Annotated in this window: 19 protein-coding genes; 10 read left to right on the plus strand and 9 right to left on the minus strand. The window is 57.3% G+C overall.

Annotated elements, in window-relative coordinates; all coding sequences use genetic code 11:
* Positions 1-253: 253 nt before the first annotated feature.
* A complete protein-coding gene (locus SANT_RS22780) occupies positions 254-1,378 on the minus strand; it encodes an IpaD/SipD/SspD family type III secretion system needle tip protein (RefSeq protein WP_025420353.1) in 1,125 nt (374 codons plus the stop codon).
* 703 nt (positions 1,379-2,081) lie between these two features.
* On the opposite strand from SANT_RS22780, the gene dgoD reads away from it, so the two are divergent.
* Positions 2,082-3,230, plus strand: a complete 1,149-nt coding sequence (gene dgoD, locus SANT_RS00425) for a galactonate dehydratase (protein WP_025420354.1) — start codon at positions 2,082-2,084, stop codon at positions 3,228-3,230.
* A 119-nt stretch (positions 3,231-3,349) separates the two neighbouring features.
* Positions 3,350-4,645, plus strand: a complete 1,296-nt coding sequence (locus SANT_RS00430) for an MFS transporter (protein WP_025420355.1) — start codon at positions 3,350-3,352, stop codon at positions 4,643-4,645.
* Positions 4,646-5,010: 365 nt separating this feature from the next.
* Here SANT_RS00430 and SANT_RS00435 read toward each other — a convergent pair whose 3' ends face one another.
* Positions 5,011-6,963 carry an ankyrin repeat domain-containing protein gene (locus SANT_RS00435; protein WP_081730397.1) on the minus strand — a complete coding sequence of 651 codons (1,953 nt, stop codon included), beginning with the start codon at positions 6,961-6,963 and terminating at the stop codon, positions 5,011-5,013.
* A 171-nt stretch (positions 6,964-7,134) separates the two neighbouring features.
* The gene (locus SANT_RS00440) at positions 7,135-7,461 is read right to left on the minus strand and encodes a YceK/YidQ family lipoprotein (RefSeq protein WP_038668048.1); all 327 of its coding nucleotides are present in this window, start codon (positions 7,459-7,461) and stop codon (positions 7,135-7,137) included.
* 304 nt (positions 7,462-7,765) lie between these two features.
* On the opposite strand from SANT_RS00440, the gene ibpA reads away from it, so the two are divergent.
* Positions 7,766-8,179 (plus strand): small heat shock chaperone IbpA, encoded by a 414-nt coding sequence (gene ibpA / locus SANT_RS00445; RefSeq protein WP_025420358.1) that lies wholly within the window; start codon positions 7,766-7,768, stop codon positions 8,177-8,179.
* 104 nt (positions 8,180-8,283) lie between these two features.
* Entirely contained in the window at positions 8,284-8,739 is a 456-nt protein-coding gene (gene ibpB, locus SANT_RS00450; RefSeq protein WP_025420359.1) for a small heat shock chaperone IbpB, read from the plus strand.
* A 181-nt stretch (positions 8,740-8,920) separates the two neighbouring features.
* On the opposite strand, the gene SANT_RS00455 is transcribed toward ibpB, so the two are convergent.
* The 4 genes from SANT_RS00455 to SANT_RS00470 all read right to left on the minus strand — a co-directional run bounded on the left by SANT_RS00455 (position 8,921) and on the right by SANT_RS00470 (position 13,561).
* A complete protein-coding gene (locus tag SANT_RS00455; RefSeq protein WP_025420360.1) occupies positions 8,921-10,177 on the minus strand; it encodes a valine--pyruvate transaminase in 1,257 nt (418 codons plus the stop codon).
* A 266-nt stretch (positions 10,178-10,443) separates the two neighbouring features.
* On the minus strand, positions 10,444-11,445 hold the full coding sequence (locus tag SANT_RS00460; RefSeq protein WP_025420361.1) for an AI-2E family transporter: 1,002 nt from the start codon (positions 11,443-11,445) through the stop codon (positions 10,444-10,446).
* A gap of 508 nt (positions 11,446-11,953) precedes the next feature.
* Positions 11,954-12,934 (minus strand): glyoxylate/hydroxypyruvate reductase GhrB, encoded by a 981-nt coding sequence (gene ghrB, locus SANT_RS00465; protein ID WP_025420362.1) that lies wholly within the window; start codon positions 12,932-12,934, stop codon positions 11,954-11,956.
* A gap of 162 nt (positions 12,935-13,096) precedes the next feature.
* Positions 13,097-13,561: an N-acetyltransferase gene (locus SANT_RS00470; RefSeq protein ID WP_025420363.1), complete on the minus strand. Its 465-nt coding sequence runs from the start codon at positions 13,559-13,561 to the stop codon at positions 13,097-13,099.
* Between the two features lie 239 nt (positions 13,562-13,800).
* On the opposite strand from SANT_RS00470, the gene glyQ reads away from it, so the two are divergent.
* The 6 genes from glyQ to SANT_RS00500 all read left to right on the plus strand — a co-directional run bounded on the left by glyQ (position 13,801) and on the right by SANT_RS00500 (position 22,049).
* Positions 13,801-14,715: a glycine--tRNA ligase subunit alpha gene (gene glyQ, locus SANT_RS00475; protein WP_025420364.1), complete on the plus strand. Its 915-nt coding sequence runs from the start codon at positions 13,801-13,803 to the stop codon at positions 14,713-14,715.
* Between the two features lie 9 nt (positions 14,716-14,724).
* Positions 14,725-16,794 (plus strand): glycine--tRNA ligase subunit beta, encoded by a 2,070-nt coding sequence (gene glyS / locus SANT_RS00480; RefSeq protein ID WP_025420365.1) that lies wholly within the window; start codon positions 14,725-14,727, stop codon positions 16,792-16,794.
* 155 nt (positions 16,795-16,949) lie between these two features.
* Positions 16,950-17,675 (plus strand): DUF3053 domain-containing protein, encoded by a 726-nt coding sequence (locus SANT_RS00485; RefSeq protein ID WP_025420366.1) that lies wholly within the window; start codon positions 16,950-16,952, stop codon positions 17,673-17,675.
* 594 nt (positions 17,676-18,269) lie between these two features.
* Complete coding sequence (locus SANT_RS00490) at positions 18,270-20,195, plus strand: PTS mannitol transporter subunit IICBA (protein WP_025420367.1); 1,926 nt, start codon at positions 18,270-18,272, stop codon at positions 20,193-20,195.
* Between the two features lie 98 nt (positions 20,196-20,293).
* Positions 20,294-21,442, plus strand: a complete 1,149-nt coding sequence (locus tag SANT_RS00495; protein ID WP_025420368.1) for a mannitol-1-phosphate 5-dehydrogenase — start codon at positions 20,294-20,296, stop codon at positions 21,440-21,442.
* A 58-nt stretch (positions 21,443-21,500) separates the two neighbouring features.
* Positions 21,501-22,049, plus strand: coding sequence for an MltR family transcriptional regulator (locus SANT_RS00500; RefSeq protein ID WP_025420369.1), 549 nt, complete (start codon positions 21,501-21,503; stop codon positions 22,047-22,049).
* 181 nt (positions 22,050-22,230) lie between these two features.
* Here SANT_RS00500 and sodA read toward each other — a convergent pair whose 3' ends face one another.
* Positions 22,231-22,848, minus strand: a complete 618-nt coding sequence (gene sodA, locus SANT_RS00505) for a superoxide dismutase [Mn] (RefSeq protein ID WP_025420370.1) — start codon at positions 22,846-22,848, stop codon at positions 22,231-22,233.
* Between the two features lie 129 nt (positions 22,849-22,977).
* On the minus strand, positions 22,978-23,763 hold the full coding sequence (gene fdhD, locus SANT_RS00510) for a formate dehydrogenase accessory sulfurtransferase FdhD (RefSeq protein WP_237234704.1): 786 nt from the start codon (positions 23,761-23,763) through the stop codon (positions 22,978-22,980).
* Between the last annotated feature and the right edge of the window lie 49 nt (positions 23,764-23,812).

A 23,812-nucleotide genomic window follows, 5' to 3' on the forward strand; every position in this document is an offset into this window, starting at 1 on the left:
ATTTGGCCGTCATGGTGTACGAGTCCGTTTTTCGTGCCTGTGCGCCTGTCTCGACACGGATTGACGATTGTGCCGCGGTGAATCAAATAACGCCTGAATATCTTCGTGTCGGATGATAAAGCCTTTACGCTATCGTCCCGTATGTCACCGGCCATAACGACAGCTGCGCCGCTGGGTAATACGGGGCCGCCCTATGGGCAGGTCATCCCGGTGCCGGTGGTTCAGATTTCCATTCTCTTCAACCTGCCCCCGATTAGTTACTCAGAAACGCCTTGGCGCATTCCAGTAAAGCGGTGATGGAGCTGCTGAGTACTTTATTCAGGTTATCAAAGGTGCTATTGGCCTGGGTATATCTTTGTGAAAAGGATTGCATGTTGCTCTGAAAGGTATTGCCCATGGAGTTAAACGCCGCCAGCCAGGCATTATAACTTGCCATATCCACATCACTTTTACCGCTACCGCTGGCGCCTGAAGGGCTCGTGGGACAGGCATTGAGAGCGTCCTGATTGAAGCTAATTTTCCCGGTAGACATATCGACAGCGAATGCGGGCTTTAACGTATCCGCCATCTGTTGACGCTCCGTTTCGCTTAACTGGTCCCATTGTGGTACCGTGCCTAAATTGTCATTTAAACTGTTGATTTTATCCTTAAAATCTTGGAAAGCTTCACTCATGACGCTTTCGTCCCACTTGATATAATTTCCGTCCTTACCTTCGCTGACCGCGCCCGCCGCTTTAGATTGTAGCTCGGTGTACGCTTGATAAAAATCAGCATATTGCAGCATAAGAGAGGAGTAAAAATCGACATAATTTGTCTTTATGGAAGCGATAGTAGCGGCAATCGATGCCCAGAATTCAGAATAAGTCAGTTCTGTCTCATCTTTCAGGTAAATATTATAGGCTTCCTCAAGATTCGGCTCTTGTTTTACTTCCTCAATCATGCGATTTAAGGTATTAAAGTTGCTCTGCCGGATAAGTGTTTCTTTGCGTATTTCCCCTGTCAGGTTATCACTTAATTCGGAGGCTGCTTTTGCCGATTCTTTTTGCTTTCTCTTCAGTGATTCGACACAGTCTGGTTCCGACGAATCAATGGTTGTTGGGAAAGGGGGAAGTAATTCAAATTTTTGGAGGATATCTTGTACGCGCGAGCCGAGTTCCCCCGCTTTCAAATGCTTCTGGTTAAGAATGCCCGCCTTCAATCGAGATAGATCACCGTGCTTACCGGATAATTTACCTAACAGATCAAGGAGGTCATGAGCCGTTTCATCAAATTTATCATGGAATTGCTCTCTTTTAACCGCTTCGTTTTGAAGGCTATCGGCATGGCCAAAATGCATGGGTATAAAATGGGATTGTGTCCCGTAAACGTTATCTAACATAGATTCTCCTAATGCAACAGCGGATTTACCGGTTGCCAATAAATTATTGTCGCGAATTATCCCCTTTTTTCGCGACAGAAAATATAAAAAAACATTCTTTTTTAAATAAAATACGCAGGCAAAAAAGTGACATAAGTGTCTATTTTATATAGATATTTTATATATTATCGCTAATTTGTGCCTCATGGGACATTACTGTCCAATGAGGCAGAATTCACGACACGCTTATTCTTGTAATCCAGGTCGGAGACAATCCATATAATTATCTATACTGGGATATTGGCCCGACATAATTTTTTCAGCGCCATCCTTTTACCCCGATCACGGTAGAGAACCTGCTTTTAACGTCACCGTGTCGGTTGCCGTTGACAACAACGCTACGTCGCCAAACGCAGAGCATTTTTTGTAAAGGAAGGGATCCAGAGCGGGGGGCGCTGGGTGAAAGCCGTAAAGCGTTATTGGCCGATATCGCCGTGCTTAATAGCATTAGCGATAGGAGAGCGGCGACCGCTCGTTCAGGGAATACCACCCGGTGAGCATTGTCTAAAGTGTGATCTACATTGTAGTACAATAAATATTTATAGTGCTACAATCTGACCCATTGAGACAGGCTTGCCCTTTGCATTTTGTCGGCACAGCGTGAGCCGCCACCGGCAATAAGCGTGGCAACCGATTGTTTTGGCTTGATAAGGAATGACCTAATATGAAAGTAACCAAATTGACCACCTATCGGCTGCCGCCGCGCTGGATGTTTCTCAAAATAGAGACGGATGAAGGCATCGTCGGCTGGGGCGAGCCCGTTATCGAAGGCCGCGCGAAGAGCGTTGAAGCTGCGGTGCATGAGTTGGGCGAATATGTGATTGGCAAGGATCCCGCCCGTATCAACGATATTTGGCAGACCTTATACCGCGCGGGTTTTTACCGCGGCGGACCTATATTGATGAGCGCTATCGCCGGTATCGATCAGGCGCTGTGGGACATCAAAGGTAAAGCGTTAGGTGTGCCTGTTTATCAACTGCTGGGCGGCCTGGTACGGGATCGTATTAAAGCCTATAGCTGGGTCGGCGGCGACCGCCCGGCGGACGTTATCGCCGGCATGAAGAAACTGACCGAGATTGGTTTTGATACTTTCAAGCTCAACGGCTGCGAGGAGATGGGGCTGCTGGATAATTCACGTAAGGTGGATGCGGCGGTAGCGGTGGCGGCCCAGGTGCGTGAAGCTCTCGGTAATGACATTGAGTTCGGTCTCGATTTCCACGGCCGGGTCAATGCGCCCATGGCCAAGGTGCTGATAAAAGAGTTGGAGCCCTATCGGCCGTTATTTATTGAGGAGCCGGTTCTGGCGGAACAAGCGGAATATTATCCTTTGCTGGCGGCGCAAACCTCTATACCCATCGCCGCCGGCGAGCGGATGTTCTCGCGCTTTGATTTCAAGCGGGTGTTGGCCAACGGCGGCCTGGCGATTGCACAGCCCGATTTGTCCCACGCCGGTGGTATCACCGAGTGTATGAAAATTGCCTCTATGGCGGAAGCCTATGATGTGACCCTGGCGCCACATTGTCCGCTGGGGCCAATTGCGCTCGCATCCTGCCTGCATGTTGACTTTGCCTCTTATAATGCCGTACTGCAGGAGCAAAGTATGGGTATTCATTATAATCAGGGCGCCGAATTATTGGACTATGTTATCAATAAAGAGGATTTCGCCATGAATGACGGTTATTTTTACCCGCTAAATAAGCCTGGACTTGGCGTGGATATCAATGAGGAATTGGTCATTGAGCGCAGTAAAAATGCCCCAGACTGGCGTAACCCGGTATGGCGCTATCCTGATGGATCGGTGGCTGAATGGTAATGAGATGTTAATCAAGCCATATCCCGCCGTTATTTAATGATCGGCGGGGATTCTCATTGATAATGACCTTAACCGGTGTTTCTCCGTACCCTGTTATAACTTAACCGGAATAAAATAAGATGGACACTGTCATCACCGCGCGCCCCACCCGGAGGCGCTATCTTACGCTGTTTATGATTTTTATTACCGTCGTTATTTGTTATGTAGACCGAGCTAATTTGGCTGTCGCCTCGGCCCATATTCAACAAGAATTCGGTATCGATAAAGCGCAAATGGGTTATATTTTTTCCGCTTTTGCCTGGACCTATACGATTTGCCAAATTCCCGGCGGCTGGTTTCTGGACCGGGTGGGTTCCAAACTCACCTATTTTATCGCCATTTTCGGCTGGTCGGTCGCCACCCTGGCCCAGGGTTTCGCCACCGGACTCGGCAGTTTGATTGGTCTGCGCGCGCTTACCGGCCTGTTTGAAGCGCCGGCGTTCCCGACCAATAACCGGATGGTGACAAGCTGGTTCCCCGAACGGGAACGCGCCTCGGCGGTGGGGCTGTTCACCTCCGGTCAGTTTGTCGGTCTGGCGTTCCTCACGCCGCTGTTAATTTGGGTACAGGAAGTGCTGAGCTGGCACTGGGTGTTTATTCTGACCGGTGGTATCGGCATTGTGTGGGCGCTCATCTGGTTCGTGGTCTATCAATCACCGCGTAAAAGCCGCGGGATCAATGCCGCCGAGTTGGAATATATCAAAGCCGGCGGCGGTCTGGTGGACGGCGATGCGCCGGTGGAGAAAAAAAATCGGCTACCCATGACCCGCGCTGACTGGAAAATGGTGTTCAACCGCAAGCTGGTGGGCGTGTATTTAGGGCAGTTCGCCGTCACCTCTACGTTGTGGTTTTTCCTGACCTGGTTCCCAAATTATTTGACCCAGGAAAAGCATATCGCCGCCCTGACGGCAGGTTTTATGACCACCGTGCCGTTCCTGGCCGCCTTTTTCGGCGTGATTTTGTCCGGTTACTTTGCCGATCGAATGGTGCGCGCCGGAAAATCACTGGGTTTTGCCCGTAAAACGCCGATTATCTGCGGGTTGTTGCTGTCCACCTGTATCATGGGGGCGAACTATACCAACGATCCTGTCTGGATTATGGTGCTGATGGCGCTGGCCTTCTTCGGCAATGGCTTCGCTTCCATCACCTGGTCGCTGGTCTCGTCTCTGGCGCCGTTACGTCTGATTGGCCTGACCGGCGGCGTGTTTAATTTTGTTGGCGGTTTGGGCGGCATCACCGTACCGCTGGTCGTGGGCTATCTGGCGCAGGATTACGGTTTCGCGCCGGCGCTGATTTACATCGCCGTGGTAGCGCTGTTAGGCGCGCTCTCCTATCTGCTGCTGGTGGGTGAAGTGAAACGCGTGGGGGAAGCTTAAGAGCCGTAGTCGCCGGCGTGAAGTCGAAGCCGGCCTTGATGCCGGCCTGGCGTTAAAGCCGGTCTTGTTGCCGGCGTGAAGTCGAAGCCGGCCTTGATACCGGCCTGGCGTTAAAACCGGTCTTGTTGCCGGCGTGAAGTCCAAGCCGGCCTTGATGCCGGCCTGGCGTTAAAACCGGTCTTGTTGCCGGCGTGAAGTGAAAGCCGGTGTCGATACCGGGGTGAAAGCAACGGCGGGGTCGGCGACAGATAAGGGTGTCCGGCCACGCCGTTTTTCGTTCAGGGCGCCAGCGCGGGCAGAGCGAATTTACTCAATTCAGCCGCCGCGCCGGCAAAGGCATCAGCGGTATTTTTCGCCGAAGGCGGTCAGTTAAGCAGATGATAACTGATCGCCCAGAGCTGCGCGACGCCGCCCAACGCGCCGTGTTTGCGCACCAGGTCGGCGATGGCGGGATGGCCGCCGCGCACGGCATAATCTATCGCGTTCAAGCCCGCCCTATCGGTGAGATAGGGCGCGATATCCCGCCGGCGCAGCAACTGTCGCACAATATGGCGATGACCATTTGCCGCCGCCGCCATGAGCGCGGTTTTGCCCCGGTCGTCAGCGGCATTGACCGCCAGCAACCGATGGGCAAGCAGTAAGGCTACCGTTTGGCGCTGTCCTTGCTCGCAGGCGGCTAGCAGGGGAGTGGCGCCGCGCGCGGTGGCCAGGTTGGGCATGATGGTTGGATGCGCCAGTAACAATCGTACCGGCGCTAATGAGCCGCTATGCGCAGCCCACATAAGTGCGCTGGCGCCAGTGCGATCGCGGGCGTTGACCGGCGTCGCCGGATGGGCCAGCAGCAGACGGACCGCCCCGGTATGCCCCGCGCTGGCGGCCAGTATCAGAGCGGTGAAACCAAAAATATCCGCCGCGGCGATATCGACGCCCGCAACGGCAAGCAGCTGTCGCAGGGTGTGCTGGGCGCCGCCGGCCGCCGCCAGCAGCAGGGCGGTCCGGCCCAGATTATCCCGGGCGTTGAGCTCGCTTTGCGGGCAAGGCAAAAGCGCCGTGAGCGCGCTGGTGTGATCTCCCGCCGCCGCCAGTCCAAGCGCCGTCTGGCCCTGATGATCTCGGCTGTTGCGATCCAGCCGCGTGCGCGTCAGCAGTATCCTGATGACCAGGCTACGGCCATACCTTGCCGCCAGGTGCAGCAGGGTACCGCCTCTGGCGTCCCGCTGCGCCACCGGCATGTGGGGATGCGCGAGCAGGGCATTCACCATCCGGTACTGGCCATCGATGACCGCCTGCTGTAACACGCAATAGCCGCGCGCGTTCGGCGCCGCAATGGCGATGGCGGGGTGCTTTAGCAGCACTTCGACCGTCAGAACATGATCGGCCGTCACCGCCAGCCACAGCGCGGAAAGGCCCTCCCGGTTGACCTGATTCACGCCCTGGCGGCCGTCATGGACCAATGTTGTCACCACGCTGACGTGACCCTGCGCCGCCGCCGACATCAGCGCGTTATTGCCCTGACGGCACACCGCGCCGAGGGCGCAATCGGGACGGCGCAGAAATGCGGCGACCAGCGCGCTATCGCCTTGCAGCGCCGCCTGTATCAGCATCGTGCGGCCCTGGTTATCCGCAGCGTTCGCCGTCGTCAGTTCAGGGCGAGCCAGCAGCGCCTGCGCCAGCGGCAAATGGCCTAGCCGCATCACTTTCATTAGCGGCGTCTCACCGCTGCGGTCGGGGGCGTTCACATCCTGTTGTGGATGGGCCAATAGCGCAAGGATACTGTTGGTCAGCGGCGGCAGACAGTCTAAAAGTTCCAGCAGCAGCGTATCGCCGCTGGCGCCGCGCAGGCGGGCGCAGGTGTCGGCTCCCGGTGTCGCCAACAGCGTGGCCAGCAGGTCGTCCTCACCGTTGTACATCAAAAGCGTCATCAGGCGTCTGATGCCGACGTCCGGTTCATTACCCGGGTTAATATTCAATCCGCTGCGCTGGCAAAAGCGCAGCAGCGGCAGGCCATGCTGGTCGATGAGCGCGGCGATGACCTCCGGCAAACGCTCATGCCGATAGCGCCGGCAGGCTTGGCGGGCGGGGGCTCGCAGATGGGGATGCGCTTGCGATACCGCAAGCAGGCTGCCGAGATCGAGTTTGGCAAAAATGAGGCTCAAAAGCTCGGGCGGTAAGGTTAGCAGCGGGGAGGGCAACTCAGGACAATTGGCGCAGCCCTGAAGCCTGGCCGCCATCGGCGAAGGCGCCGGCGGCGTGGCGGCGCCGGGCATCGTGGCCTCCCTTGCGTTAAACCCCCCGCTGACAACCGAAGCAATGTCCATAAACTATCCCGGCGCTCGGCCGCGCAGGGGTCAGAGGACCATCAATGCCGGAAGGGCTATCATTATTCCCGTGCGCCTGCCGCCGCGCTAAACGAAAAGTAGAATGGCGATAGGATCATCTTAGCAGACATACAAGGGAAGGGGGGTCGCAAGGCACCGGCGTGTGCCGGCTTAGTCGTCCTTGGGGGGGGTGGCGCGCTCATGCTGGTGGCTGTGCAACATGCGCGAGCGGGGAGACTCCTCATCGGTATTGCTATCGCGGCGGAAGTAGTCATAGGGTAACAACACCGTGTCCAACACCGCCGAGAAGGGCAAGTCTATGGCCGCCAGTGGGCGGATGCACCAGTTACTGTCTTTGTCGCGTAAAACCTGCATACTGGCGCGGGTGCCGGGATAATAGCCCTGATAGGGGCCGGTATGCGTCATGACGCTGGAGCAGCCGCTAGTGCCCAGCACGGTGCATCCTGCTGTTACGACAAACAAGACCTTTCTTAACATAACCTGTTCCGCATCCGTTGGGTTTACACTCGCAAAGCAACCTGCTCTCAGGATCAAATGAAATTGTGCTTGAACCACCCTGATGACGCAAGCTGTAACAGTTAGTGTAATAGAGATTGAATAAACCCAACGTAAATTTTACGGCAATTCCGATATTTTTTTCTTATTGCCTCTTGAAAAACCCGGCGGCGATCCCATTTTATTTACGTGACCAGAAAAGGATACGCCGTATGGGTATTCCGGTTGCTGACCTGTCCAATGGGAAGGTTATTGCACCCTCGCTAAATTTTGGAGGCTTTAAGCTATGCGTAATTTCGATTTTTCACCGCTGTATCGTTCCGCCATCGGTTTCGACCGCCTGGTTAATCTGCTGGAAGCAGGCCAGGGTCAGGGCAACGGCGGTTATCCCCCTTATAATGTTGAATTGGTCAGCGAAAATCAGTACCGCATCGCCATTGCGGTCGCCGGCTTTGCCGAAAGCGAGCTGGAGATTACCGCCCATGACAATCTCCTAACGGTAAAAGGCGCTCACGCCAGCGATCAAAACGGACGTCACTATTTATACCAAGGCATTGCCGAGCGCAATTTTGAGCGTAAATTCCAATTAGCTGAACATATACAAATAAAAGGCGCTCAGTTGGCGAACGGCCTGCTGTTTATAGATTTGGAACGCGTGGTACCGGAAACCTTAAAGCCGCGCCGTATTGAAATAAAATAACGCCCGACGGCCACAATCTCATACGCCCGCCCGTGCAGGGGGGCTAACTCAACCCGATTGGCGGGTTGAGTGAATTATCTCGCTTCATAGAAGGAGTTAATAACATGCGTAACTATGATCTTTCTCCATTATTCCGTCAGTGGATCGGCTTTGATAAATTGGCCAGCAATATACAAGACGATTTTCAGGGGGTAAGTTATCCTCCGTACAATATTGAAAAAGGCGATGATAATCATTATCGCATTACCCTGGCGCTAGCCGGTTTTACCCAGCAGGAATTGTCGATTGAGCTGGAAGGCCCGCGCCTGACCATTAAAGGTAAACCCGCGCTGGCGGACAAAGAGGTGCATTATTTGCATCAAGGGCTGGTCTGCAAAGAATTCTCCCTCAGCTTCACGCTGGCGGAGCATATGACGGTAACCCAAGCTGATTTCACCCACGGTCTGCTTAATATCGATTTGGAGCGGCATATTCCCGAATCATTGCAGCCGCGACGTGTGGCCATTGGGAGCTCGGCGCAGCGTCCGGCGCTACAAGATCGCACGCTGGATGCTGAATAAGCCCGAACGGACCGCGTCGTTGCGCTAGCGGCGCTCCGTTGCGCAATCCCTACCGCGATTGCCATTGCGGCGCAATAAGCAGCGGCCGGTCGCAATGAAAAGCGACGTCCGGCCGCGCCTTACGGCGTTTGCGTCACCACAAGCCCGTCATTCGCCTGACGGGCTTTTTTAATGGCGCTTTTTAGCCCACCGTCTCGCGATGGGCGCGCGCCACTTCTTCCGCCAGAATGGCAATGCCGCGCTCGATTTTTTCCGCTTCCGGCACATAATTCATACGCAGGCACTGATGGCTGTGATGCCACTCTTGATCAAGCCCGGGGAAAAAGTAGTGGCCAGGCACCATCAGCACCCCGCGCTGCTTTAGGCGCTGGTAGAGCGCGTCGGTGGAGATAGGCAGATCGGGAAACCACAGCCAAAGAAATATCGCGCCTTCCGGCTTATGGATCAGGCAGCGCGCCGGCGGCAGCCAGCGGCGTATACAGGCGATGGCCTCATCAACGCGGCGGCGATAAAACGGCCGGATAACCTCTTCGCACAGGCGCAGCAGATCGCCCCGCCGAATCATGCTATTGAGCATTGCCGGCCCGATGCCGCCCGGCGCCAGGCTGATAATGCCGTTGATATTTCCCAATGCCTTGATAACGGCTTCACCGGCGATGACGATACCGCCGCGCACGCCCGGTAGTCCCAGCTTGGACAGGCTCATGCACAGGATAATATTGGGATTCCACAGCGGTCGGGCGTCGGTGAAAATCAGTCCCGGGAACGGCAGTCCGTATGCGTTATCAATCAGCAACGGTACCTGATGCTGCCGCGCCAGCGCGTCCAGCTTTAGCAGTTCCTCGTCGGTAATGACGTTGCCGGTCGGATTGGTCGGCCGCGAGACGCAGATAAGGCCAATATCGTCGCCCACCTTCAGATGCTCGAAATCCACATGGTATTTAAACTGGCCTTCAGGGAGCAGGGAGAGGGTCGGTTTTGTCGCAACGAACATGTTTTCCTCAAGCCCCGCATCGCTATAACCGAGATACTCCGGCGCCAGTGGAAACAGGACCCGGCGCAGCGTGCCGTCTTCACCGCGGCCGGCGAAGAGATTGAACAGATAGAAAAAGGCGCTCTGGCTGCCGTTGGTCAGCGCGATATTGGCCGCCGTAATGGGCCAATCGAATTCCTTGCGCAGCAGGGCGGCCAGTGAGGTCAGGAGCGTATCCTTGCCCTGCGGGCCGTCATAATTGCACAGCGCCTCGCTCATTGAACCGTCATCGAGCATCTCGCGCCACAAGGCGTGGAAGTACTGCTCCATCGCGGGGATGGCCGCCGGATTGCCGCCGCCGAGCATGATGGCGCCGGGGGTACGTAGACCCTCGTTCATGTCGTCCATGAGTTGGGCGATACCGGAATGTTGGGTAAATTTATTGCCGAATCGGGAAAAAGTCATAGCGTTTAATTGCGGATCCTCGCGGGCCAAACTGACACCTTACCTGTTGGTGCGCCACAGGCAACCCCCTTTTTTCCCTAACGGCAGCACGCTACCGCGCAAGCAGGAGCATAAAGGGACGGCGCGCGCCCGCGGGTCGGGTGGCGCGCCGGCGCGGGGCCAGGCGCCACCCGCGCCGTCAGCACTCAGATAAGTTTCCGTGCCGTCAGCGCACAGATAAGTTCCCGCGCCGTCAGCGCTCAGATAAGTTCCCGTGCCGTCAGCGCTCAGATAAGTTCCCGCGCCCGTAATTCGGTTTTCAGATAGGCGTAATAAATCGGCGCCGCCACCAACCCTTCCAGACCAAACGCCGCCTCGAAGATAAGCATGGCCAGCAGCAGCTCCCAGGATTTGGCATTAATACGGCTACCGACGATCTCGGCATTGAGAAAATATTCCAGCTTGTGAATCAAAATGAGGTACAGCACCATCACGCCGCCCACGCTTAAGGAGATGGAGAGCGCCGAGATGATGATCATGAAATTGGAAATAAGATTACCAATAATCGGCAGCAGGCCGAATATAAAGGTTGCCACAATCAGCGTCTTACCCAGCGGCAGATGTACGCCGAACAGCGGGAACAGGACCAGAATCATCATGGACGTCAGCAGGGTGTTGACCAGCGATACTTTGATTTGGGCGAAGACGATATTGCGAAACGCCTGAGAAAGATAATGCAGGCGTTCCAGCAGCTGCTGCGTGAAGTAGGTATTACGACCGGACGGTTTATTGAGCGAAATCACCGCGCCGATTATGAGGCCGATGAAAATAGTAATCAGTCCGTGCAAGAAAGAGCGGCCCATATTGCGGATAATGATCAAATTGGATTCGACCAGGGCGAAGAGCTGATCTTTCAGCTCTTCCGCGCTTTCGGGCAGAAATGAGGGGAGATAATCGGGTATGCGGCTTTTCACATCGGAAAAGATGCGGTTGGTTTCGGCGGTAATGTCGATACCGCGCTGAATGTCCGAGGTCAAAAAGCTTACCAGGCTCACGATCCCCAGCGTCATGGCAATGACCACAAATGCGGCAATCAGCGTCACCACTACCCAGCGGGCGCGGCCGCTGCCGACCAGGCGTTCAAACCACGGCGTCAGAGATATGATCACCTCATACGCCAGAAAGCCGGCGATAAAGCAGGGAAACAAATGTAGCGGGATGATCAGGGTGATAAAAAGAAACATTAACAGGTAAGAGGTCGCTTTCAGCCGTGTCTCACTTACGCTCATTCTTCTTTCCTTTCATTACTGGCCGGTTCCTTTGTTGCGCGTTTAGCAAATAGCATAGGCGGTAATCATAGCACCAACAGCTTAAACCGCAGCGTCATCGGTTTATGCCGGGCGATTGAAATAATGCCGTGGTCGTCGCGGGCGGCCACCGGCCCGGCGGTGTAATCTGCCCGCGATGCCCTGTCTGGCGGTGGCCGGCGGCGTGATCTGCCCACGTCGCCCCGCCTGGCGGTGGCCGGCGGTGTGATCTGCCCGCGATGCCCTGCCTGGCGGTGGCCGGCGACGTGATCTGCCCACGTCGCCCCGCCTGGCGGTGGCCGGCGGCGTGATCTGCCCGCGTTGCCGTGCCTGGCGGTGGCCGGCGGCGTGATCTGCCCGCGTTGCCGTGCCTGGCGGTGCCCGGCGGTGTAATCTGCCCGCGTTGCCCTGCCTGGCGGTGGCCGGTGGACGCGATGGACTTCAAACTTGCCCGCGGGGTAATGCCTGGCGACGACCGGCGCCGACGATCCTAACGGCCGGGGATAATTTCCGGATTAACGCAATTTTTTTCCACCCGGCCGGTAAGGGCGGTGATGAGATTATTCACCGCGTCGGCGGCCATATTGTAGCGGGTCTCATGCGTGGCAGAACCAATGTGCGGCAGCGCCACGACATTGGGTAGGCGCAGCAGCGGCGAGGTGGCCGGCAGCGGCTCTCGCTCGAACACATCGAGTCCGGCGGCGAGAAGACGGCGGTTTTCCAGTGCCGCAATCAGCGCCGCTTCATCCACCACCGGACCGCGGCCCGCATTGATAAGGATGGCGCCGGGCTTCATTTTCGCCAGTTTGCCGGCGTCGATTAAATGGTGCGTCTGTTCCGTCAACGGTAGGATCAAGCAGACGAAATCCGATTGCGCCAGCAAGGTATCGAGATCGCAGTAACGGGCGTCGTAGCGCTTTTCCGCCTCAGGGTGCTGATGGCGCGCATAGTAAAGCACATCCATATCGAAACCGGCGTGCGCGCGCTGCGCCAGCGCCATGCCGATACGGCCCATGCCCACGACGCCGAGGGTCTTATGATGGACATTGACGCCGTACCAGTTTTCGTCAATGCTGCGCTGCCATTCGCCGGCTTTGACCCGCTCGGCCGATTCGACCACCCGTCGCGCGGTGGCGAGCACCAGCGCCATCAGCGTATCCGCCACGGTATCGGTCAGAACGGTCGGGGTATGCATCAGGAGCACGCCGCGCGCGCTGAGCGCCTGCACATCGAAATTGTCGTAACCCACGGAAATCGTCGAGGCGGCTTTTAGCGCCGGCATACGGTCAAGCAGCGCGCTATCCACCTTACCGCCGGCGCCGATAAGGCCCACCGCGTTCGCCAGGGTCTGCGCGTGTTGCTGCATATTGTCGTCGGTGAGCCCGTCGAACGCCGTGACGCTGAAATGCTCATCGAGACGTTGGCGTAAATCTTCCGGTATGGGTTTATACAAAATCACAGCAGGCTTCATCGAAATCTCCATTTATCAGTGATTACCAGGTTCATTATTAATCAGCATACCACTTTTCACCGCGGGGAACAGACGCGCCGCGGGGGAGGTCAAGACGAAGCGGGTAGCGCAGGACGCCTTGCGCAGTAGCGCTAGAGGACGATAGCGCAGTCGGTGGCGGGTTCATGGGGGAGGAGGCGTGCTGCTATGCATTATGCCGCCGGCGCGCCAGTGCAGGGTGAGGATGAGATGGCCGGTTTCCGCATTGAGCCGCTGCGCAATTGGGATGAATCCGCAGCGATGATAAAATCGGCAGGCGTGGCGGTTGCGCCGGTAAACTTCCAGCGTCAGCGCGGGATAAGCCTGCTGCGCCAGCGCCATCAGCGCCCGCCCCACCCCGGCGTGCTGATGGGCGGGCGCCACGAACAGCGCCCCCACCACCTTGTCGCACAACACGCTGATAAAGCCCGCGAGGGCGGATTCCCGCTCCGCCACCCAGGTACGGGCGGCGGGCAGATAGTCGTCGCGCACCGACGGCAGACTCTCCTGCCAATAGGCGGGCGGAATGAAAGGATGCGCGCGGGTGGTGCTCTCCAGCCACAGCGTCAGCACCGCCGGCAGATCCTGCTGGCGCATAGGCCGGATCACCATGAGATATCGGCTGGCGCGACATATTGCCGGCGCAAGTTGATACGGGCACTGTTCCGGTGCGAATAAGGTTGCATAGACCCCCCTGCCGTGCGGCGAATAAGCGCGACGCTGGCCCTTATGGTTAAATCTGCGGCGCGTATTCGCAGTTGTTGCCGGATCCGGGCTGTATATCTGAACGCCAGAGGGTATACTGGCGCCTTCTCATTACATCCACTTGCAACGCGTGCGAATTCAACATGCAAAAGTTTGATCCCAAGACCTTTCAGGGCCTGATCCTGACGCTCCAGGATTACTGGGCGCGTCAGGGCTGCACCATCGTCCAGCCGCTGGATATGGAAGTCGGCGCGGGGACTTCCCATCCCATGACCTGCCTGCGGGCGCTTGGCCCGGAGCCCATCGCCGCCGCCTATGTACAGCCTTCGCGTCGTCCTACCGATGGCCGCTACGGTGAAAACCCCAACCGGCTGCAGCATTATTACCAGTTTCAGGTCATCATCAAACCTTCGCCGGAGAATATCCAGGAATTATATCTCGGTTCGCTGAGAGAAGTTGGCCTGGATCCCACCATTCACGATATCCGTTTTGTGGAGGACAACTGGGAAAACCCGACATTGGGGGCCTGGGGACTGGGCTGGGAAGTCTGGCTGAACGGCATGGAGGTGACGCAGTTTACCTATTTTCAGCAGGTGGGTGGGCTGGAATGCCGGCCGGTCACGGGGGAAATTACCTACGGGCTTGAGCGTTTGGCGATGTATTTGCAGGGCGTCGACAGCGTCTATGATCTGGTCTGGAGCGACGGCCCGCTGGGCCGTACCACCTATGGCGACGTGTTCCACCAAAACGAAGTCGAGCAATCGACCTACAATTTTGAATATGCCGACGTGGATTTTCTGTTCACCTGCTTTGAACAGTACGAAAAAGAGGCGCAAACCCTGCTGGCCCTGGAAAAACCCCTGCCGCTGCCGGCCTATGAACGTATCCTCAAGGCGGCGCACAGCTTCAATTTGCTGGACGCCCGTAAGGCGATTTCGGTCACGGAACGCCAGCGCTATATTCTACGGATCCGCACCTTGACCAAAGCCGTGGCGGAAGCCTACTACGCTTCACGCGAAGCGCTGGGTTTCCCGATGTGCAAAAAGAATGAGAAATAAGAGGCAGCCATGACGCAACACACTTTTCTGGTGGAAATCGGCACGGAAGAGCTGCCGCCAAAGGCGCTGCGCGCTTTGGCTGAGGCCTTCGCCGCCCAAATTAGCGGTGAACTTGATGCGGCCAGCGTTCGCCACGGCGAGGTGAGCTGGTTTGCCGCGCCGCGCCGGCTGGCGGTCAAGGTCGCTGAACTTGACGGCGCCCAGGCCGATAGCGATGTGGAGAAGCGCGGCCCCGCCGTCGCCCAGGCGTTCGACGCCGACGGCAACCCGACGAAAGCGGCCGAGGGCTGGGCGCGCGGCTGCGGCATTACGGTCAGCCAGGCCGAGCGTCTTGCGACCGAGAAAGGCGAATGGCTGGTTTACCGCGCCCGGGTAAAGGGGCAGCCTGTGCAGGCCCTGCTGTGCGATATGGTCAGCCGCGCGCTGGGTAAGCTGCCGATCCCGAAAATGATGCGCTGGGGCGACAACGAGACCCAATTCATTCGACCGGTGCATACGGTGACGATGCTGCTGGACGACAGTGTGATACCGGGCAGAGTGCTTGGTATTGACGCCGATCGCCTTCTGCGCGGCCATCGCTTTATGGGCGAGCGGGAAATCAGCCTCGAACACGCGGACCAGTATGCGCAGGTGCTGCTGGCGCGCGGCCGGGTAATGGCCGACTATTTGCAGCGTAAAGAAACGATTCGTCAAGACGCGGAAGCGGCGGCCAAACGGTTAGGCGGCGTGGCCGATCTGAGCGATAGCCTGCTGGAAGAAGTTACCTCGCTGGTGGAATGGCCGGTGGTGCTTACCGCCCGTTTTGAAGAGAAGTTCCTGGCGGTGCCGGCGGAAGCGCTGGTCTACACCATGAAAGGCGACCAAAAATACTTCCCGGTGTATGACGCCGCGGGCAATCTGATGCCGCACTTCATCTTCGTCGCCAATATCGAGTCGAAAGATCCGCAGCAGATTATCGCCGGCAATGAAAAAGTCGTGCGCCCGCGGTTGGCGGATGCGGAATTTTTCTTCAATACCGATCGCAAACAGCGGTTGGAAGATCGGCTACCGCGCCTGGATACGGTGCTGTTCCAAAAGCAGCTTGGTACCCTGCGCGATAAAAGCGATCGCATCGAAGCCCTGGCGGCCTGGATCGCCGCCCGAATCGGCGCGGATGTGCCGCAGGCGGCGCGTGCCGGCCTGTTGTCCAAATGCGATCTGATGACCAATATGGTGTTTGAGTTTACCGACACCCAGGGCGTGATGGGCATGCATTACGCCCGCCATGACGGCGAGCCGGAGGCGGTGGCGCTGGCGCAAAAAGAGCAATATCAGCCGCGGTTCGCCGGCGATGCGCTGCCCACGACGCTGGTGTCCTGCGCGGTGGCCATCGCTGACAAGATGGATACGCTGGCCGGCATTTTTGGTATCGGCCAGCATCCTAAAGGGGATAAAGATCCTTTCGCCCTGCGCCGCGCCGCCCTCGGCGTGCTGCGTATTATCGTGGAAAAACAGCTGCCCCTCGACCTACGGACGTTGACGGAAGAAGCGGCGCGCCTGTACGGCGAAAAACTGACCAACGGCGCGGTGGTGGAGGAGGTTATCGACTTCATGCTCGGCCGTTTCCGCGCCTGGTATCAAGAGCAGGGACACAGCGTCGACACCATTCAGGCGGTGCTGGCGCGTCGCCCGACGCGCCCGGCGGATTTCGACGCCCGGGTGCGCGCGGTGAGCTATTTCCGCACCCTGGAGGAAGCCGCGGCGCTGGCGGCGGCCAACAAGCGGGTATCAAACATTTTGGCCAAAGCCGACGATTCGGTCCACGCGAGTCTGCAGGCCGCGTTACTTAAGGATCCGGCCGAAATCACGCTGGCGACCCATTTGGTGGTGCTACGCGAAAAGCTGCAGCCGATGTTCGCGGCCGGTCGCTATCAGGACGCGCTGGTGGAGCTGGCGGCGCTGCGTGAGCCGGTGGATGCTTTCTTTGATAGCGTCATGGTGATGGCGGAGGATAATCAGGTGCGGGTGAATCGCCTGACGTTGCTGTCGCAGCTGCGCGAACTGTTCTTGCAGGTCGCGGATATTTCGCTGCTGCAATAGGCCGCGTATTGCCGCCGGCACGGCGCCCTCTGTCGGGCGCCGAGTCCGCGGTTTTTGCCCGTCGCGAAACTGCACTATCATTGTTACTGAGTCAAGGAAGGCGAAGTGAATACCTAAACCGGGAAAATGAGTTTTCATTTACAGGAGTAAAGGTTATGACTTTAAGGGAGCGCATGGGCCTCTATCGACCGCTGCTGGCAATGCTGGTTTTGTTGCTTGGCGTCTTTCAACTGACCGGCTGCGGCGATAAAGAGCCGGAGCAGCGGCAAGCCTTTATACAATTCTTGCAAAATACGGTTTTGCCGGGCGGTGAACGGATCCCCACGCTGAGCGCGGCGCAAAAGGAGCAGTTTGGCCCTTACGCCAATGACTATCAGATTTTACAAACCTTTAGCGACAAATTCCTCAGCTCGGTTAACGGTTCGCTAGTACCGGTGCTCGATGAAATAAGCCAAATTCGCGTGCCGCAGGATTACGTGTCCCATCGGCAGACGCTTGCGCAGGCCGGCGGCGCGCTTAATATGCTGGCTCCCGATCTGGCGCGAGCCAAAAAACAGGCGGACGATGGCCGCGCCGCGCTTAAGCAACCGGAAGATTTGCAAAAGGTTTACAACCAGGCGTACGACAAGCTGGTGACAGGGCCGATACAGAAAGTCACTCCGGTGATCGGCGCCGCCGCCTCTCTGGCGGAACAGCTGGTCCACGTGGGGGATTTCCTCGCCATGCAGACGGGACAGGGGCAGCCCAGCTATGAAGGGGGATCGGTAAGCTTCCCCACGCAGCTGCAGGTCACGCAATATAACGAGCTTATGACCGGCCTGCAAAACCAGCATCAGCAGCTGCTACAGGCGCAAAACAGCGCAGGTGCGCTGCTGCCCTGAGGGCGCGGACCGTGCGCCACCGCCCTTGGCCAGCTGTTGCCGGATGGGCGCACGGTTGGCCTTCGTTCTGCCGGCGGGTGCAATACGCCGGCAATCGCAACCGCGCCGGCGTAGCGCGTTGGCGCTAGTCGCCCAGCGCGCGATGCTGGCGCATATTCCTCTTTTCTAACGGTAACTTTGTTACACCTTTCCCTGTTATTTTCACGGCTTACCGCCGCGGCTGATGGCGCATAGCGCTAAGCTTCGTCGCCATAGGCGCTCCGCAAACAAGTTTTTTGTGATTTAAGTCACGTTTCTATTACAAATTCGCCGCCTCATGATGTGATGTAGATCACAATAAGCCGGTAAATTAAGCCGGTTCTTCATAAATGTGCTTTTATTTCAGCGTTATTTTGTGATGGATATCACCAAGATAGCCCTCTTTAGGGGGGTGTCCTCGTGATTAGCATCACAATAATTGACCTCGCTACGCTATCGCAAAAGAGCGTGGTAGAGTCGCGCTGCCAATAGTAATACCGGCGGATGATGCAACACTGCCGTAACAAATTTCACGCGCTCTTATTGTATAGCGCGTCTCAATAGGGGTGAGTTTTTATGTCTTCTTCGGATATCAAGGTCAGAGTGCAGAACTTTGGCCGCTTCCTGAGCAATATGGTGATGCCCAATATTGGCGCCTTTATCGCCTGGGGCATTATCACCGCGCTGTTTATTCCTACGGGCTGGACGCCAAACGCGACGTTAGCCAAACTGGTCGCGCCAATGATCACCTACCTGCTACCGTTGCTGATTGGCTATACCGGCGGTCGGATGGTAGGGGGCGAGCGCGGTGGCGTCGTCGGCGCGATTACCACGATGGGGGTGATCGCCGGCGCCGATATGCCGATGTTCCTCGGCTCGATGATTGCCGGTCCTCTGGGCGGCTGGGCTATCAAACGCTTCGACCGCCTTGTCGACGGTAAAATCAAAAGCGGCTTCGAGATGCTGGTGAACAACTTCTCGGCCGGTATCATCGGTATGTTGCTGGCGATTTTGGCCTTCCTGGCCATTGGTCCGCTGGTTGAAATGTTGTCAAAAGGCCTGGCGGCCGGCGTTCACCTGATGGTGACTTACAACATGCTGCCGCTGACTTCCATCTTCGTCGAGCCGGCAAAAATCCTGTTCCTGAATAATGCCATCAACCACGGCATCTTCTCGCCGCTGGGTATTCAGCAGGCAACGGAGACCGGTAAATCAATATTCTTCCTGATTGAAGCCAACCCCGGCCCGGGCATGGGCGTGCTGATGGCGTATATGCTGTTTGGCCGCGGTAACGCCAAGCAATCCGCCGGCGGCGCCGCCATCATCCATTTCCTGGGCGGTATTCACGAAATTTACTTCCCCTATGTGCTGATGAACCCGCGTTTACTGATTGCGGTGATCCTCGGCGGCATGACCGGCGTTTTCACGCTGAATCTGCTGGGCGGCGGTCTGGTTTCACCGGCGTCTCCCGGCTCCATTCTGGCCGTGCTGGCCATGACCCCCAAAGGCACCTATTTCGCTAACCTGGCCGCCATCGTTGCCGCTTTCGCCGTCTCGTTCGTCATCTCTTCGATTCTGCTTAAGAGCTCACGCGCAACCGGCGATGAAGATAATCTCGCCGAGGCATCACGCCGCGTGCAGGATATGAAAGCCCAGTCGAAAGGCGTCGCCGCTCCCGTTAACGCGGGCGCCACGGGTGATTTAAGCTCGGTGCGTAAAATTATCGTCGCCTGTGACGCCGGTATGGGGTCGAGCGCGATGGGCGCTGGCGTGTTGCGTAAAAAGGTGAACGAGGCCGGGCTGAAGAACATCAGCGTGACCAACAGCGCCATCAATAATCTTCCCGACGATGTGGATTTGGTGATAACCCATCGCGACCTGACCGAGCGCGCGATGCGTCATGCGCCGCAGGCGCAGCATATCTCGCTGAATAACTTTCTCGACAGCCAGCTTTACAGCGATTTGACCGCGCGTCTGGTAGCGGTACAGAAAAGCGGGGATAATCAGCAAAGAGTTATGACCACGCTGGACGACAGCTTTGAGGATAGCGAACAAAACCTGTTCCGCCTCACCGCCGACAACATTTTTCTCGGTCAACACGCGGATCATAAAGAGCAAGCGATCCGTTTCGCCGGCGAGCAGTTGGTCAAAGGCGGTTATGTCCAGCCCGAATATGTACAGGCAATGCTGGATCGCGAAAAACTGACTTCGACTTACCTGGGTGAGTCCATCGCGGTGCCGCACGGCACGATCGAGGCGAAGGACCGCGTGCTGCGTACCGGCGTCGTGTTCTGCCAGTACCCTGACGGCGTACGCTTTGGTGATGAGGAAGACGATATCGCCCGGTTGGTGATAGGTATTGCCGCGCGCAATAACGAGCATATTCAGGTCATCACCAGTTTAACCAATGCACTGGATGATGACGCCGTGATCGCGCGTTTAAGCCAAACCACCGATGTGCAGGAAGTCCTGGAACTGCTGGCGGGTGCTAAAGCGTCCTGACCAGGCACGGGGGCGGGTCACTCTGCGCAAGAAACGAGGGGCCTGCCATGGCCCCTTTTTTGCTTAGATTTTTGCTGAGATAATTCAAGGTTAACGTTATGAAAGCATTACATTTCGGAGCAGGTAATATCGGCCGCGGGTTTATCGGTAAACTGTTGGCCGATGCCGGTGTAGAGGTTGTTTTCGCCGATGTGAACCAGCAGGTTCTTGATGCGCTTAATCAGCGCCACCAATACCCGGTGCGGGTGGTGGGCGAACAGGCGCAGGTAGAGACCGTAAGCGGGGTCAGCGCGGTTCACAGCGGCAGCGACGAGGTCGTGGCGCTGATCGCCAGCGTGGATTTGATCACCACTGCGGTGGGCCCGCAGATTCTTGAGCGCATCGCGCCGGCCGTTGCACGCGGACTGGTTAAGCGGCACGATGGCGGCAACACCCGGCCGCTGAACATCATCGCCTGCGAAAATATGGTGCGCGGCACCAGCCAGCTCAAACAGCACGTACTTAACGCGCTGGAGCCGCAATTTCATGCCTGGGTAGAGCAGCAGGTGGGTTTTGTCGATTCCGCCGTGGACCGTATCGTGCCGCCGGCGGAAGCGGGCAGTGACGATCCGCTGGCGGTGACGGTCGAAAGTTTCAGCGAGTGGATTGTGGATAAAACCCAGTTCAAAGGCGTCCCGCCCACCCTCGCCGGTATGGAACTGACCGACAATTTAATGGCGTTTGTTGAACGCAAGCTGTTTACTCTCAATACCGGCCACGCCATCACCGCTTATCTGGGCCAGCTCGCCGGTCACCAGACCATCCGCGATGCCATTCTCGATCCGGCCGTACGCCAGGTAGTCAAAGGCGCGATGGAGGAGAGCGGGGCGGTACTCATCAATCGTTATGGCTTCGATGCGCAAAAGCATGCTGCTTATATCAACAAAATTTTGCAGCGCTTCGAGAACCCCTATCTGCACGACGACGTAGAACGCGTGGGCCGGCAGCCGTTGCGTAAGCTTGGCGAAGGCGATCGGTTAATTAAACCTCTGCGCGGGACGTTGGAGTACGGCCTTGGCCATGCCAATCTGGTCAAAGGCATCGCCGCCGCCATGCACTATCGCAGCGATCAGGACCCGCAGGCCAAAGAGTGGGCGGCATTGCTGGCAGACGTTGGCGCTGCGGCGGCGTTGGCCAAAGTCTCTGGCCTCGATGAAGAAAGTGAAGTTGTCGCGCAAGTGGTGAATGCCTATAACGCCATGCAGTAATCGACAGAACCGGGGGCGGATGCGATGCCGCTCCCTGGCCCGCTACATGGTGTGCAACATGACGGAAAACACTCAGCTGCTGGAAAACAGCGTGCTCGAACGCCTGAATGCCGGGACCACGGTGCGGGAGTTTTTGCGGGCGGCGATTACGCTGCTGGCGGAAGCCGTGGCCATTCTGGTGACGCAGGTGTTCCGCAAGGATGACTATGCGGTTAAATACGCCGTGGAGCCGCTACTGGTGGGAGCAGGTCCGCTGGCGGAGCTGTCGGTGCGTTTGAAGTTGGTTTATGCGTTAGGGGTGATAAGCCGCCAGGAGTATGAAGACGCCGAACTGCTGATGGCGCTGCATGAGGAATTGCAGCAGGATCCGGGCGATTACCGCTTTACCGATGATGAAATTATGGGGCCGTTTGGCGAGCTGCATTGTGTTGCCGCGTTGCCGCCGTCGCCGCAGATCGCCCATGCGCCGGGAGATGAAGCGCTGGCGAAGATGCAACGGCAGCGCTACCAGCAAATGGTGCGCTCGACGATGGTCCTTTCCGCCACCGAATATCTGGTGCGGATCAGCGCCAAAAAAGCGTTCTCCGATCGGCTGCTGCTGAAATAAACGCCGCGCGGGGGGCTTGCTCCCGCGTTATCCACCAAAGGGCAGTGCTAAACCTACATACTGACACCTTCTTCCCGAGCGTGCGCGTTATTCGCTGGCGGCGCGCGGGCAAAAAAAATCCCCGCCGCGGGCGGGGATGGGCCGGCGTTATCCCGATGCTCGGGCGCGCGCCGGGGATAAATCAGGCGTGGCTAAAACGCGCGGCCGCTTCATCCCAGTTCACCACGTTCCAGAATGACTTGATGTAGTCCGGGCGGCGGTTCTGATATTTCAAGTAATAAGCGTGCTCCCAGACGTCCAGGCCCAAAATCGGGTAGCCGGAGGTACCGGAAATCGCTTCGCCCATCAGCGGGTTGTCCTGGTTGGCGGTGGACACCACGGCCAATTTGCCGTCTTTTTTCACAAGCCAGGCCCAGCCGGAACCGAAACGGGTCGCGGCGGCTTTCTCGAACGCCTCTTTGAAGGCGTCAACGCTGCCGAAATCACGCTCGATAGCGCTTTTCAATTCGCCCTGCAAGGTGGTGCCTTGCTTCAGACCCTTCCAGAACAGACTATGGTTGGCATGACCACCGGCGTTATTGCGCAATACGGTCTTTTTGTCCGCCGGGAGCTGGTCTAGTTTTTGAATCAGGTCGTCGACCGGCAAATTGGCGAATTCCGGCAGGCTTTCCAGGGCGCCGTTGGCGTTGTTGACATAGGTCTGATGGTGTTTAGTGTGATGAATTTCCATCGTTTCTTTGTCGAAATGCGGTTCCAGGGCGTCATAGCCATAAGGCAGGGAAGGTAGCGTAAAGCTCATAACAATCTCTCCATTTCTAGTTGAACCGGCCCCCTTTAAAAGCATGTTAGGGTCGCGTAAGCAATCCGATCATTATAGTTAATTAAACGTTGAATAAAACGTTTATCGGTTACTTTAAAAAGAACATGTTTAACTTACGTCTTCAACAATCCGCGTTGGATGGGTAAAGACCATAGCGCGCCCCGGTTTACTGAATCCCACCAGCGTCAGGCCGCAGCGCTCGGCAACCTCTACCGCCAGCGAAGTGGCGGCGGAAACGGCGAACAGGATTTCCACCCCGCACATGGCCGCTTTCTGAACCATTTCATAGCTGGCGCGGCTGGAAACCAGGACCGCCCCGGGCGTTTCACCCCGGCGCGCGCGCATGCCGAGCAGTTTATCCAGCGCCACGTGGCGCCCGACGTCTTCGGCGCCATAGCTTAAGTCCCCCTCCGGCGAGATCCAGGCCGCGGCATGGGTGCAGCCCGTGAGCCGGCCGATGGGCTGCACCTCTGGCAATTGCGCCAGCGCCCGATCCAACTGTGCCAGGGGCCAACGTTGCGTGAAAGGTAATGACGGCAGCGGCTTGCCGATTTCATCCAGTTGCTCCACGCCGCAGATACCGCAACCGGTGCGCCCGGCCAGCGCTCGACGCTGCGCTTTCAAGCCCATAAAACGGCGGCTGGAAAGCTCGACCTGCACCTCTAGGCCCTGACGGGCAGGCACGATATCAATACCGTAAATATCCGTCGGCGAGGCGATTATGCCTTCGGATAACGAGAAGCCAACGGCGAAAACGTCCAGTTCTTTTGGCGACGCCATCATCACCACATGGGAGATGCCGTTATAGACCAGCGCGACCGGCACTTCCTCGGCCAGCCAGTCCGGCTCCGGTTGATGGAGCCGGCCGCGCCGGCGGACGCGGGACTGGCAAATGCCCGGCTGGGCGTCATCGGCGTGAAAAGCGGCGTGTTTCACCAGGGGT

The organism is Sodalis praecaptivus, assembly GCF_000517425.1.
GTDB lineage: Bacteria > Pseudomonadota > Gammaproteobacteria > Enterobacterales > Enterobacteriaceae > Sodalis_A > Sodalis_A praecaptivus.

What these genes read in the sequence shown, in the direction of transcription:
- SANT_RS00460 (WP_025420361.1), bottom strand. Translation starts at nt 11,445, where the DNA reads ATGAGCGTAAGTGAGACACGGCTGAAAGCGACCTCTTACCTGTTAATG.
- SANT_RS00495 (WP_025420368.1), top strand. Translation starts at nt 20,294, where the DNA reads ATGAAAGCATTACATTTCGGAGCAGGTAATATCGGCCGCGGGTTTATC.
- SANT_RS00490 (WP_025420367.1), top strand. Translation starts at nt 18,270, where the DNA reads ATGTCTTCTTCGGATATCAAGGTCAGAGTGCAGAACTTTGGCCGCTTC.
- SANT_RS00500 (WP_025420369.1), top strand. Translation starts at nt 21,501, where the DNA reads ATGACGGAAAACACTCAGCTGCTGGAAAACAGCGTGCTCGAACGCCTG.
- ibpB (WP_025420359.1), top strand. Translation starts at nt 8,284, where the DNA reads ATGCGTAACTATGATCTTTCTCCATTATTCCGTCAGTGGATCGGCTTT.
- dgoD (WP_025420354.1), top strand. Translation starts at nt 2,082, where the DNA reads ATGAAAGTAACCAAATTGACCACCTATCGGCTGCCGCCGCGCTGGATG.
- SANT_RS22780 (WP_025420353.1), bottom strand. Translation starts at nt 1,378, where the DNA reads ATGTTAGATAACGTTTACGGGACACAATCCCATTTTATACCCATGCAT.
- ghrB (WP_025420362.1), bottom strand. Translation starts at nt 12,934, where the DNA reads ATGAAGCCTGCTGTGATTTTGTATAAACCCATACCGGAAGATTTACGC.
- sodA (WP_025420370.1), bottom strand. Translation starts at nt 22,848, where the DNA reads ATGAGCTTTACGCTACCTTCCCTGCCTTATGGCTATGACGCCCTGGAA.
- SANT_RS00430 (WP_025420355.1), top strand. Translation starts at nt 3,350, where the DNA reads ATGGACACTGTCATCACCGCGCGCCCCACCCGGAGGCGCTATCTTACG.
- glyS (WP_025420365.1), top strand. Translation starts at nt 14,725, where the DNA reads ATGACGCAACACACTTTTCTGGTGGAAATCGGCACGGAAGAGCTGCCG.
- SANT_RS00440 (WP_038668048.1), bottom strand. Translation starts at nt 7,461, where the DNA reads ATGTTAAGAAAGGTCTTGTTTGTCGTAACAGCAGGATGCACCGTGCTG.
- SANT_RS00485 (WP_025420366.1), top strand. Translation starts at nt 16,950, where the DNA reads ATGACTTTAAGGGAGCGCATGGGCCTCTATCGACCGCTGCTGGCAATG.
- ibpA (WP_025420358.1), top strand. Translation starts at nt 7,766, where the DNA reads ATGCGTAATTTCGATTTTTCACCGCTGTATCGTTCCGCCATCGGTTTC.
- SANT_RS00435 (WP_081730397.1), bottom strand. Translation starts at nt 6,963, where the DNA reads ATGGACATTGCTTCGGTTGTCAGCGGGGGGTTTAACGCAAGGGAGGCC.
- glyQ (WP_025420364.1), top strand. Translation starts at nt 13,801, where the DNA reads ATGCAAAAGTTTGATCCCAAGACCTTTCAGGGCCTGATCCTGACGCTC.
- SANT_RS00455 (WP_025420360.1), bottom strand. Translation starts at nt 10,177, where the DNA reads ATGACTTTTTCCCGATTCGGCAATAAATTTACCCAACATTCCGGTATC.